Origin of the sequence: Candidatus Pelagibacter communis, from assembly GCF_012932795.1 — a bacterium.
GTDB classification, from domain to species: Bacteria; Pseudomonadota; Alphaproteobacteria; order Pelagibacterales; family Pelagibacteraceae; genus Pelagibacter; species Pelagibacter ubique_S.
The window spans coordinates 424,487-437,465 of record NZ_LANA01000002.1 but is presented as its reverse complement, the minus strand read 5'-3'; the positions used below and the strand labels follow the sequence as shown (position 1 = coordinate 437,465).

Here is a 12,979-nt window from a genome sequence, read left to right as displayed (position 1 = left end):
TGATAAAATTATGAAAGTAACAATAGAAAATATAAAAGGTTTAAATAAAGACATTAAAGTTTTTATAGATAAAAAAACTATGAACACTCATATGGATGAAAAATATGAGGAAATTAAAAATACAGTAAATTTAAAAGGATTTAGACCAGGAAAAGTTCCAAGAGAAATTCTTAAAAGACAATTTGGAAAAGCAATTTTTGGAGAGGTTTTAGATAAGGTTTTAAAAGAATCATCAACTAAAGCACTAGAAGATAATAAAATAAAACCGGCTGGTCAACCCAAACTAGATTTGAAAACTTATGGTGAAGATAAAGACTTAGAGTATACCATTTCTGTAACAGAACTTCCTAAAGTTGAAATTAAATCATTAGAAAATATAAAATTTGATGAATATACCGTTAAAATTGATGCAAAAGAGACTGATAAAAGAATTGCAGAAATAGCAAAAAACCAAAACAATTTCATTGATGTTGCAGATGATATTAAAGCAATCGATGGTAATTCAGTGACCTTTGATTATAAAGCTACAATAGATGGAAAGGATTTTAAAGGTGATGAAGGAAAGAATACACAATTAATACTTGGTAAGGACTTATTTATTAAGGGTTTTGATAAGCAATTGCTAGGAGTAAAAAAAAATGATGAAAAATTTGTTGAAGCAGTACTCCCAGAAAATTATCCTCAAAAAGAATATGCAAATAAAAAAGCTAAATTTGCCTGTAAAATTTTAGCTATAAAAAAACCCGAAGGTGTAAAAATTGATGATGTTTTTGCAAAAAATTTAGGGGCAAAAGATCTTGTAGATTTAAAATTATTAGTTTCAAAACAAATTAATGATGAGTATAAAAATTCATTAGATAAATTAGCTAAAACTCAGATTTTAAAAGAAGTTGAAAATTTTAAAGTAGATGAAATTCCAGGCAATCTCATTGAAGAAGAAGTTAAAATTTTGTCTCAAGGAATGAGTGAAGAAGATGTTAAAAAAAGTAAAAAAAATTTTGAAAGTATTGCAAAAAAAAGAATTAAAGTAGGATTAATTTTAAATGAGTTTGGTGAACAAAATAAAATTAAAGTTACTGAACAAGAAGTTCAAGCAGAAGTGCAAAAACAGCTGAGGATGATGCCTGGTCAAGAGAAAATGGTTATGGAGTTTTATCAAAAAAATCCATCTGCTTTAGCTAGCTTAAGAGGAACCGTTTATGAAGAAAAAATCATTGATTTGATTAAAACAAAATCAAAACCAAATAAAAAAGAAATCACCAAAGAAGAAGCAGAAAAAATTTTAAAAGAACACCAAAAACAAGATCATGATAATGAAAATCCTAAAGAAAAAAAAGATAATGATAAAAAAACTATAGCTAAAAAAGCTACAGCAAAGCCAAAAACTACAAAAATTAAAGAAACTAAAAAAAAAAAAGTTAGCAAAAAGTAATCACAAGTTGTATGATTGAAAAGAATCAACTTATGACAAATTATTATTCTGAAGAAATGAACAACTTAGTTCCAATGGTTGTAGAGCAATCCAACAAAGGTGAGCGAGCTTACGATATTTATTCAAGACTTTTAAAAGAAAGAATTATATTTTTAGTAGGACCAATCAATGACAATGTTGCATCATTAGTTACAGCACAGCTTTTATTTTTAGAATCTGAAGATCCAAAAAAAGAAATTAATTTATATATTAATAGTCCTGGAGGGCTAGTTACAGCAGGTTTAGGTATTTATGATACAATGCAATATGTTAAACCAGATATTTCAACACTATGCATTGGTCAAGCAGCTTCAATGGGGTCTTTTTTATTGGCTGCAGGAAAAAAAGGTAAAAGATTTTCGTTACCAAATTCAAGAATAATGGTACATCAACCATCAGCTGGATTTCAAGGACAAGCAACAGATATTGAAATTCACGCCAATGAAGTTTTAGCCTTAAAAAAACGACTTAATGAAATTTATTCTAAACATACTAGCAAATCAGTTGATGATGTTAAAAAAGCTCTTGAGAGAGATAACTTTATGACTCCCCAAACAGCTAAAGACTTTGGTTTAATAGACGAAGTAGTTGAAAATAGAGCATAACATACAATATCTTGATAATTTCTAAACGTGTACTTGATTAGTATGAGTCTTCTATATTAAAGTACTTTAATTGATTCGTTTATAAATTTATGACTAATAACAATAAAAATATTCTTTACTGTTCATTCTGTGGCAAAAGCCAACATGAAGTTAGAAAATTAATTGCGGGGCCAACTGTATTTATTTGTGACGAATGTGTCGAGCTTTGTATGGACATCATTAAAGAAGAAAGCAAAGATACTTTTGTTAAACATCAGGATGGGCTCCCGCCACCTAAAGAAATTTGTTCAGTGTTAGACGATTATGTTATTGGCCAACCCCATGCAAAAAAAGTTTTATCAGTAGCAGTTCATAATCATTATAAAAGACTTAATTATGAAAGCAAAACTAGCAAAACAGTTGAGCTTTCTAAATCTAACATTCTTTTGGTTGGGCCTACTGGTTGTGGAAAAACTTTATTAGCTCAAACATTAGCTAGAATTTTAGATGTCCCTTTTACAATGGCAGATGCTACAACATTGACAGAAGCGGGTTATGTTGGCGAAGATGTTGAAAATATTATTTTAAAACTATTACAAGCAGCAGATTATAATGTTGAAAAAGCTCAAAGAGGAATTGTTTATATTGATGAAGTAGATAAAATTAGTAGAAAGTCCGAAAATCCATCAATAACTCGAGATGTTTCTGGTGAGGGTGTTCAGCAAGCTTTATTAAAAATTATGGAAGGAACTGTTGCAAGTGTTCCACCTCAAGGAGGAAGAAAACATCCACAGCAAGAATTTTTGCAAGTAGACACAACTAATATCTTATTTATTTGTGGAGGAGCTTTTGCTGGTTTAGATAAAATAATTTCTCAAAGAGACAAGGGTACATCAATTGGTTTTGGTGCCAATGTTAAAAAAATAGATGATAAAAAAACTGGTGAATGGATGAAGAGCTTAGAACCTGAAGATCTATTACGATATGGTTTAATACCTGAATTTATCGGAAGGTTGCCAATGATAGCAACTTTAGAAGATCTTGATGAAAAATCTTTAGTTAAAATATTGCAAGAACCAAAAAATTCTTTAATCAAACAATATCAAGAATTATTTAAGCTAGATGGTGCTAAATTAAATTTTAAAGATAATGCAGTTAAAGAAATTGCACAAAAGGCAATTAATAAAAAAACTGGTGCAAGAGGCCTTAGATCAATCCTAGAAAATATTTTGTTAAAAACAATGTACGATTTACCAAGTCAAGAAAATATTGAAGAGGTTATTGTTGATGCTAGTGCCGCAAAAGGTTTAACCCAGCCAATTTTAGTTCATTCAAAAAATAACAGTAAAACAAAGACAGACAAAACAACTGCGGCTTAATTTACCGTTAATAACTAATAAATAGCTATTGCAATATTTTATTTAATATCCATATTTAAAGCATGGACGTTAAAATTGAAAAACCATTATTACCTTTAAGAGACATTGTTGTGTTCCCTAACATGGTAATTCCATTGTTTGTTGGGAGAGATAAATCAATCTCAGCCTTAAACGAGGTAATGAAAAAAGATAAAAAAATAGTTCTTGTTACACAAATAAACTCTGAAGTAGATGACCCAAAAAAAACTGACGTTTTCACGTATGGTTGTGAAGGAAATATCTTACAATTATTAAAATTACCAGATGGAACAGTAAAAGTTTTGGTCGAAGGAAGTAAAAGAGTTAAGATATTAGATTTTAAGGATAATGATAAGTTCATAGTTTGTGAATATGCTCATTTTCATGATGTTGTTTCTAAAGATGAAGACTTAATTCCACTAGCAATGACTGCTGTTAGGAGACTTGAAAAGTTAACATCAATTAATAAAAAAGTTTCAAGTGAAACAATTAATAATATAAAAAAATTAGCTGATGCATCACATATAGCTGACAATATTGCATCCCACTTAACAGCTACAATTTCTGAAAAACAACAAATTTTTGAAACAATTGATGTTAAGAAAAGACTTAATTCTATAATTAAAATTATGGAAAATGAAACTAGTATAATTGGAGTCGAAAAAAGAATTAGAGGAAGAGTGAAAACTCAAATGGAAAAAACTCAACGAGAGTATTACTTAAATGAGCAGCTTAAGGCTATTCAGAAAGAATTAGGTGAAATTGAAGATGGTAAGGATGAAACATCAAGCTTAAATAAGTCAATTTTAAAAGCTAAAATGCCAAAAGACGTTGAAAAAAAATGTTTGGCAGAACTTAAAAAATTAAAAAATATGAGTCCAATGTCTGCAGAGGCTACAGTTATTAGAAACTATCTTGATTGGATGATTGATTTGCCTTGGTTTAAAAAAAGTGAAGTTGCTATTGATCTTAAAAAAGCCCTTGCCGTACTAGATGCTGATCATTTTGGATTGGAAAAAGTAAAAGAAAGAATTATTGAATTTTTAGCAGTGCAAAAAAGAATGGAAAAAATAAAAGGCCCGATTTTATGTCTAGTAGGCCCTCCAGGTGTAGGAAAAACATCTCTAGGTAAATCTATTGCAAAAGCCACAAATAGAGAATTTGTTAGAGTTTCAGTAGGTGGTATGCGTGATGAAGCTGAAATTAGAGGTCATAGAAGAACTTATATAGGATCATTACCCGGAAAAATTATTCAAATGATGAAAAAGGCTGGTACAAAAAATCCTTTAATTCTTCTTGATGAAATAGATAAAATTGGAAATGATTATAGAGGTGACCCATCTTCCGCCTTATTGGAAGCATTGGACCCTGAACAAAATTCAACATTTAACGACCATTACCTTGAAGTAGATTATGATTTATCAGATGTTATGTTTGTAACAACAGCAAATACGCTAAATATTTTACCACCACTTTTAGACAGAATGGAGGTAATTCGATTAGCTGGTTACACAGAAGATGAAAAAATTAATATTGCAAATAAATATCTTTTACCAAAACAAATTAAAGATAACGGTGTTAAAGAAAAAGAAATGACACTATCTGAAGATATTATTAAAGAGATTATTAGAAGTTATACAAAAGAATCTGGAGTCAGAAATTTAGAGAGAGAAATTTCAAAAGTAGCAAGAAAAGTTGTTAAAAAAGTTGTAACTGGTGAAGAAAAAGAAGTTAAAATTGATCTAAAAAATCTATCTGACTATCTAGGAATACAAAAATTTAAATTTGGAGAACTTGAAAATGAAGATAAAATTGGTGTAGTTACAGGTTTAGCCTGGACGGAGTATGGTGGTGAAATTCTGAAGATTGAAACTGTTATAATGCCTGGTAAAGGTAGAATGCAAATTACTGGTAAACTTGGCGATGTAATGCAAGAGTCTATTAAAGCTGCAAAATCTTTTATTAGATCTAAAAGTTTAGAATATGGAATTATTCCACCTCTGTTTGAAAAAAAAGATTTTCATATTCATGTGCCCGAAGGTGCCACTCCTAAAGATGGACCATCAGCTGGTATTGGAATGGTTACATCGATAGTATCTGCGATCACTGATAATCCAGTAAGAAGAGATATTGCTATGACTGGTGAAGTAACATTAACAGGGCAAGTTTTACCAATCGGTGGATTAAAAGAAAAATTACTAGCAGCACACAGAGCTGGAATTAAACAAGTTCTAATTCCCAAAGATAATGAAAAAGATCTAGTTGACATGCCTAAAAAAATTATTGATGATATTAAAATAACACCGGTTGAGCATGCTGATGAAGTTTTAAAAATAGCTTTAACTAAAGAATTAAAAAGAGTTGAGTGGGTTGAGGTTGAAAAGATATCTAAATCTGATGATAAAACTCAAGCCAGCATTCAATAACTACTAACATATCAAATAAAAGCTGAGATGTTTAAATAAAGATTCTATTAAAATTAGAAAAAAAATAGATATAAATATTTTTATTTGATTAAAGCGACCAGTGATACTATTGGGATATCATTTTTTCACTTATTAGCCTTTAGAGGTGCTCTTTTAGGTTTGCTTTATTAAATTAGTTGTTATAAATAGTGCGTTAATTGGTTTTGGGCGGTTAGCTCAGTTGGTAGAGCATCTCGTTTACACCGAGGGGGTCAAAGGTTCGAGTCCTTTACTGCCCACCAAAACAAATAAAGTGGGGGTGTAGCTCAGTTGGTTAGAGCGATCGCCTGTCACGCGATAGGTCGAGGGTTCGAGTCCCTTCACTCCCGCCACTTTTCCTCAATTTTGCTCATTAAAATTAATTAAAATGTGACGTATCAACCCTTCAACATGATATAAAAGGTGTTATATAGACTCAGATGCTTTCAGATTTTTTAAAAGATTACCTGCCAATAATACTATTTTTAATCATAGCCTTAGGTTTAAGTTGTGCTTTTATTGTTGTTAATTTAATACTTTCACCAAAACATCCAGACCCTGAAAAATTATCTGCATATGAATGTGGATTTGAACCATTTGAAGACTCTAGGATAGAATTTGATGTTAGGTTTTATTTAGTAGCTATTCTTTTTATAATTTTTGATTTAGAGATAGCTTTCTTATTCCCATGGGCAATCTCACTTGGAAATATTGGTTTATTAGGCTTTTCCTCGATGATGATTTTTTTATTTATATTAACAATTGGTTTTATATATGAATGGAAAAAAGGAGCCTTAGACTGGGAATAAAATCACACTTATGAATTTAGAAGATAAAAATAAACAAGTACCTGAAGAGTTTAAAAAACTTTCTGAAGACTTTAGTAAAAATGGCTTTATAACAACTTCTCTTGATAATTTGATTAATTGGTCAAGAGCTGGGTCACTACATTGGATGACTTTTGGTTTAGCTTGTTGTGCGGTTGAAATGATGCAAACTGCTATGCCGAGATATGATTTAGAAAGATTTGGAGCAGCCCCAAGAGGCTCACCTAGACAATCAGATGTTATGATTGTTGCAGGTACGCTAACAAATAAAATGGCTCCAGCCCTAAGAAAAGTTTATGATCAAATGCCAGAACCAAGATATGTTATTTCTATGGGTAGTTGTGCCAATGGAGGTGGTTATTATCATTATTCATACTCTGTAGTTCGAGGATGTGAGAAAATTGTTCCAGTTGATATTTATGTACCAGGATGTCCTCCATCTGCTGAAGCATTGCTTTATGGCATTATGCAACTTCAAAAAAAAATTAGAAACAAAGGATCTTTTGATAGATAGTTATTATGAACAACTTAATAGATCTTGAAAAAAAAATTAATTCAGAACTTACTACTAAGATAAAAAGTTCAGAAATAAAACACGATCAGCTTTACATAAATATTGAGAATGAAGACCTAATGGATGTAACTATATTTATTAAGAGTAATGAAAATACAAAATTTAGACAACTAATTGATATAACTGTTGTCGATTATCCTGAAAAAACACAACGATTTAAAATTGTATATTTATTTTTAAGCCACGAGTTTAATCAACGTATAATATTAAGCTATGTTATTAACGAAAATGAACTAATCCCTTCATTAACCTCAATATATCCAGCTGCTAATTGGATGGAACGTGAAGTCTTTGATATGTATGGTGTCAAATTTAAAGATCATCCTGACTTAAGAAGAATACTTACTGACTATGGTTTTGAAGGTCACCCTCTGAGAAAAGATTTTCCTTTAACTGGCCACACAGAGGTTAGATATAGTGAAGATAAAAAAAAAGTTATCAGTGAGCCAGTTAAATTAGAGCAAAATTATAGAAACTTTGACTATGAAAGTCCTTGGGAGGGAACAAAATATATTAAAAATCAAACCAATCAAAAAAATGACAAAAAAAACTAAAACATTAAATCTTAATTTTGGACCTCAACACCCAGCTGCCCATGGCGTATTAAGATTGATTTTAGAGTTAGACGGTGAGGTTGTGGAAAAAGCAGACCCACATATTGGATTATTGCATCGTGGAACTGAAAAATTAATTGAAAACAAAACTTACATGCAGGCTGTACCTTACTTTGACAGACTTGACTATGTGGCTCCTATGAATCAAGAACATGCATTTGCTTTAGCAATAGAAAAAATTTTAAAAATAGATGTTCCAATGAGAGCTCAATTTATACGTGTTATGTTTTGTGAAATAGGAAGAATTTTGAGTCATATTTTAAATGTGACCACACAAGCATTAGATGTCGGTGCTTTAACACCTTCACTTTGGGGATTTGAAGAACGTGAAACTTTAATGACTTTTTATGAAAGAGCCTCTGGCTCTAGGCTGCATGCTAATTATTTTAGAGCAGGTGGAGTTCATCAAGATTTACCTATGGGTCTAGAAGAAGACATAAGTAATTTTTGTATTTCTTTCCCTAAAATAATTGATGATCTTGAAACATTATTAACTGACAATAGAATATTTAAACAACGAAATGTTGATATTGGAATTGTAACAAAAAAAGATGCTTTAGATTATTCTTTTAGTGGTGTTATGATTAGAGGATCTGGAGTTGCTTGGGATTTAAGAAAATCACAACCCTATGACTGTTACAAACAGTTAGAATTTAAGATACCTGTTGGAAAAAATGGAGATTGTTATGATAGATATTTATGTAGAATTGAAGAAATGAGAGAAAGTGTTTCTATAATTAAACAATGTTTGGCTAAAATGACAAAAGGACCAATTAAATCATTAGATGGAAAAATTAGCCCCCCATCAAAGAAAGATATAAAACAATCTATGGAGGCATTAATTCATCATTTTAAATTATTTACAGAGGGTTATCGTGTAGATAAAGATGAAATTTATGCTGCTGTTGAGGCACCCAAAGGTGAGTTTGGTGTTTACTTAATATCAGACGGTTCTAGTAAACCTTATAAATGCAAAATAAGAGCACCTGGATTTTCGCACTTAGCTTCAATGGATTATTTAATTAAAGGTCATATGCTTGCGGATGTACCAGCAGTATTAGGTTCTTTAGATATTGTTTTTGGAGAGGTGGATAGATAATGAGTTTAAGAAAACCTTCAAAAGAACAACCTGAAAGTTTTAAGTTTAATTCCTCTTCTTTAGAAGCTGCAAAAACTATTGTTGCAAAATACCCTAAAGATAAACAGCAGAGTGCCGTAATGGCTTTACTTTATATCGTACAAAAACAAAATAATAATTGGATTCCATTGGCTGCCATGAAGTACATAGGAAAATTTTTAGACATGCCATATATAAAAGTTTATGAAGTAGCAACATTCTATACAATGTATAATCTTGCACCTGTCGGAAAGCATTTTATACAAATTTGTACAACAACACCATGTATGATTAGAGGTGCATATAAACTTGTTGAAGCATGTAAAGAAAAGATTTCTGATAATGAAAATGAATTATCAAAAGATAAAAATTGTTCGTGGACGGAAGTTGAATGTTTAGGAGCATGTGTTAATGCACCTATGATGCAAATTAATGATGAATATTATGAAGATTTAGACAAAGAAAAAACAATAAAAATTTTAAATACAATACTTAATGGAAAAACACCTAAACCAGGATCATATAGAGGTCGTACAAACAATGAACCAGAAAATAATAGAAAAACATTAATGGATTTAAAAAATGCTTAAAGACGAAGATAGAATATTTCAAAATTTATACAATGATAGAGGATCAGATGTTGATTCCTCTAAAAAAAGAGGTGACTGGACAAATACTAAAGATTTAATAGAAAAAGGGAGAGATTGGATAATAAATGAGGTTAAGGAGTCAGAACTTAGAGGTAGAGGAGGTGCTGGATTTCCAACTGGTTTAAAATGGTCTTTTGCACCTAAAGAAGTTGGGTCAAGACCCCATTATTTAGTTATCAATGCTGATGAGTCTGAACCAGGCACTTGTAAAGATAGGGATATTTTAAGATTTGAACCTCATAAGTTAATTGAAGGGTGCTTGATTGCTTCATACGCAGTACAAGCGCATATTTGTTACATATATATTAGAGGTGAATATTTTATTGATGGAGAAAAACTCCAAGCTGCAATAGATGAAGCTTATGAAAAAAAACTTATTGGAAAAAATGCTGCTAGTACAGGGTGGAATTTGGATATTTACATTCATTATGGAGCTGGAGCTTATATTTGTGGAGAAGAAACTGCATTATTAGAAAGTATAGAGGGTAAAAAAGGCCAACCAAGATTAAAACCACCTTTTCCTGCTTTAATTGGACTTTATGGATGTCCAACAATAATAAATAATGTTGAAACGATTGCTGTTATCCCAACAATACTTAGAAGAGGAGGTAAATGGTTTGCATCTTTAGGTAGAGAAAAAAATACAGGTACTAAAATTTTTTGCATATCTGGAAATGTAAATAATCCATGTAATGTTGAAGAAGAAATGAACATATCCTTGAAAGAATTAATAGAAGTTCACGCTGGAGGGGTTATTGGTGGATGGGAAAATTTACAAGCTGTAATTCCAGGCGGTTCATCAATGCCTTTAATACCTAAAGAAAAATGTGAAACATTGACTATGGATTTTGACTCTTTAATGGCTGAAAAAAGTGGATTAGGAACAGCTGGTATTGTTGTAATTAATAAAGATCAAGACATTATTAAATGTATGGCTAGGATTGCAAGATTTTATAAACATGAAAGTTGTGGTCAATGCACACCATGTAGAGAAGGATCAGGATGGATGTGGAGAATGCTAGAGCGTATGGCAAAAGGTGAAGCATCTAGAGATGAAATTAATATGTTAGGGGACGTCACCAATCAAATTGCAGGACATACCATTTGTGCTTTTGGTGAGGGATCTTCATGGCCTGTACAAGGGCTATTAAGACATTTCAAAAAAGAAATTGAAAAAAGAAATAATCTTAATCCAATTTTTGATAAAGATAAAAATATTCCTTATTTAGTTGATCAACATTTATTAGATAAAAAAGATGCTTAAATTAAAAGTTAATGAAATTGATGTAGAGGTTGAGGAGGGTTTAACAGTTCTTCAAGCTTGCGAAAAAGCTGGGATTGAAATTCCAAGATTTTGTTATCACGAAAAATTGTCAATCGCTGGAAATTGTAGAATGTGTCTAGTAGAAATAGAAAAATCTCCTAAACCTGTAGCTTCATGTGCGATGCCTGCAACTGAAGGAATGAATATCAAAACGAACACAGAATTTGTTGAAAAAGCAAGAAAGGGTGTAATGGAATTTTTATTAGCTAATCACCCATTAGATTGTCCTGTTTGTGATCAAGGGGGAGAGTGTGACTTGCAAGATCAATCTATGTTTTATGGCGTTGATAAATCCAGATATAAAGAAAACAAAAGAGAAGTTTCTGAAAAAAACATGGGTCCTTTAATTAAAACTCAAATGACCAGATGCATTCACTGCACTAGATGTGTAAGATTTGCTACTGAAATAGCAGGTGTACCAGAAATTGGAGCGATAGGGAGAGGTGAAGAAATGCAAATAACAACATATCTCGAACAATCAATGGAGTCAGAACTTTCAGCCAATGTTGTAGATTTATGTCCTGTTGGTGCTTTAACTTCAAAACCATATGTTTTTGAGGCCAGACCTTGGGAATTAAAAAAAACAGAATCCATCGATGTTATGGATGCGGTTGGCACAAATATAAGAGTCGATACTTATGGATGGGAGGTTAAAAGAATTTTACCGAGAATTAATGAGGATATTAATGAAGAATGGATTTCCGACAAAACAAGATATGCTTGTGATGGTTTATTAAATCAACGTTTAGACACACCTTATATAAAATATAATGGTAAATTTGAAAAAGCATCATGGAACGAAGTGTTTAATATAATTAAGTCCAAGCTTAAGAATGTTGATAAAGATAAAATATGTGGAATAGCTGGTGATCTAGTCAACATGGAAACTCTCTATATATTTAAAGAGTTTTTTAATAAAACGCTAGGTTCTTACAACATTGAATCAAGAACAGATCATAGTTATTTGAATCCGGAAAAAAGAGAAAATTATTTATTTAATTCAAAAATTAATGGAATTGAAGAAGCAGACTTTATATTTATGGTTGGTAGTAATCCTCGATATGAAGCAACAATTTTAAACGCGCGTATTAGAAAAGCTTATTTACAAAATAAGACAAAAATAGTTTCCTTTAATAATATTGGTGAACTTACATATCCTTATGAATCTTTAGATGGAGATATTGAAAATATAAAAAAAATTATAGAAAATAATCATGAAATATCCAATATGATTAAAAATGCAAAAAAACCTTTAATTATTTTTGGTCAGTCCTCTCTGAAAAGTGAATCTGCTAAATATATATTTGAGTCTATTAAAACATTTTTAGAAAAGAATGAAAAAATATCAAAAGAGTGGAATTCCTTGAATATTATTTCAAAAAATGCATCTACAGTTGGTAGTTTTGACTTGGGAGTATACAAAACAGAAGATGGATCTAATGAAGTTTTAAAAAACTTAGAAAACCATGTATTTGAAATTGTTTATCTGTTAGGTGTAGACAATCTAAAACTTGAAAAAAAAAATGAATTTATAATTTATCAAGGAAGTCATGGTGATAAAGGAGCGGAGATTGCTGATATTATACTACCAGGCGCAGCTTACACCGAACAAAATGGTTATTTTACAAACTTAGAAGGTAAGTTACAAAAAGCTTATAAGGCTTCTTATCCACCAGAAGAAGCAAAAGAAGATTGGTTGATAATAAATGAATTGGCCGAAGTAATGAATCATAGAAAATTATTTAATGACAAAGATGAATTAGATAGCAGTATGCTTAATCAAATTAATTTGTTTATTGAAAAAAATAACTCCATCAAATCTTCGAACCTTGAAAATTTAGAATTTAAGCAAGAGATTTTAAAAATTGATATTGAGGATTATTATTACTCAAACGCAATAGCGAGAGCTTCAAAAACAATGCTTGAATGCAAGAATGCAAAAATAAATTTAAAATTAACAGGTACAGAAGGTTAGTT

At 30.8% G+C, this 12,979-nt stretch carries 11 protein-coding genes and 2 tRNA genes; all 13 read left to right on the top strand.

All coding sequences use genetic code 11. The features are described from left to right. Positions 1 to 10 precede the first annotated feature (10 nt). The 13 genes from tig (at position 11) to nuoG (ending at position 12,977) form a co-directional block, all read left to right on the top strand. Positions 11 to 1,432, top strand: coding sequence for a trigger factor (gene tig / locus VP91_RS06405; protein WP_169036617.1), 1,422 nt, complete (start codon positions 11 to 13; stop codon positions 1,430 to 1,432). A 32-nt stretch (positions 1,433 to 1,464) separates the two neighbouring features. Then, on the top strand, positions 1,465 to 2,076 hold the full coding sequence (clpP, locus tag VP91_RS06400; RefSeq protein WP_169036711.1) for an ATP-dependent Clp endopeptidase proteolytic subunit ClpP: 612 nt from the start codon (positions 1,465 to 1,467) through the stop codon (positions 2,074 to 2,076). 89 nt (positions 2,077 to 2,165) lie between these two features. Beyond that, positions 2,166 to 3,434: an ATP-dependent Clp protease ATP-binding subunit ClpX gene (gene clpX, locus VP91_RS06395; RefSeq protein ID WP_169036616.1), complete on the top strand. Its 1,269-nt coding sequence runs from the start codon at positions 2,166 to 2,168 to the stop codon at positions 3,432 to 3,434. A 62-nt stretch (positions 3,435 to 3,496) separates the two neighbouring features. After that, positions 3,497 to 5,878, top strand: coding sequence for an endopeptidase La (lon, locus tag VP91_RS06390; RefSeq protein WP_169036615.1), 2,382 nt, complete (start codon positions 3,497 to 3,499; stop codon positions 5,876 to 5,878). 205 nt (positions 5,879 to 6,083) lie between these two features. Continuing rightward, positions 6,084 to 6,159 (top strand) — tRNA-Val (locus VP91_RS06385). A 13-nt stretch (positions 6,160 to 6,172) separates the two neighbouring features. Next, positions 6,173 to 6,249, top strand: a tRNA-Asp gene (locus VP91_RS06380). Positions 6,250 to 6,336: 87 nt separating this feature from the next. After that, positions 6,337 to 6,705: an NADH-quinone oxidoreductase subunit A gene (locus tag VP91_RS06375; protein WP_169036614.1), complete on the top strand. Its 369-nt coding sequence runs from the start codon at positions 6,337 to 6,339 to the stop codon at positions 6,703 to 6,705. Between the two features lie 10 nt (positions 6,706 to 6,715). Next, the gene (locus tag VP91_RS06370; protein ID WP_169036613.1) at positions 6,716 to 7,237 is read left to right on the top strand and encodes a NuoB/complex I 20 kDa subunit family protein; all 522 of its coding nucleotides are present in this window, start codon (positions 6,716 to 6,718) and stop codon (positions 7,235 to 7,237) included. Between the two features lie 5 nt (positions 7,238 to 7,242). After that, complete coding sequence (locus tag VP91_RS06365; protein WP_169036612.1) at positions 7,243 to 7,851, top strand: NADH-quinone oxidoreductase subunit C; 609 nt, start codon at positions 7,243 to 7,245, stop codon at positions 7,849 to 7,851. Beyond that, positions 7,835 to 9,010, top strand: a complete 1,176-nt coding sequence (locus tag VP91_RS06360) for an NADH-quinone oxidoreductase subunit D (RefSeq protein WP_169036611.1) — start codon at positions 7,835 to 7,837, stop codon at positions 9,008 to 9,010. The genes VP91_RS06365 and VP91_RS06360 overlap by 17 nt, the downstream gene beginning before the upstream one ends. After that, positions 9,010 to 9,618 (top strand): NADH-quinone oxidoreductase subunit NuoE, encoded by a 609-nt coding sequence (nuoE, locus tag VP91_RS06355; RefSeq protein WP_169036610.1) that lies wholly within the window; start codon positions 9,010 to 9,012, stop codon positions 9,616 to 9,618. Before VP91_RS06360 ends, nuoE begins: the two co-directional genes overlap by 1 nt. Then, positions 9,611 to 10,942: an NADH-quinone oxidoreductase subunit NuoF gene (gene nuoF / locus VP91_RS06350; protein WP_169036609.1), complete on the top strand. Its 1,332-nt coding sequence runs from the start codon at positions 9,611 to 9,613 to the stop codon at positions 10,940 to 10,942. The genes nuoE and nuoF overlap by 8 nt, the downstream gene beginning before the upstream one ends. After that, entirely contained in the window at positions 10,935 to 12,977 is a 2,043-nt protein-coding gene (nuoG, locus tag VP91_RS06345) for an NADH-quinone oxidoreductase subunit NuoG (protein ID WP_169036608.1), read from the top strand. Before nuoF ends, nuoG begins: the two co-directional genes overlap by 8 nt. The last annotated feature ends 2 nt before the right edge of the window (positions 12,978 to 12,979 follow it).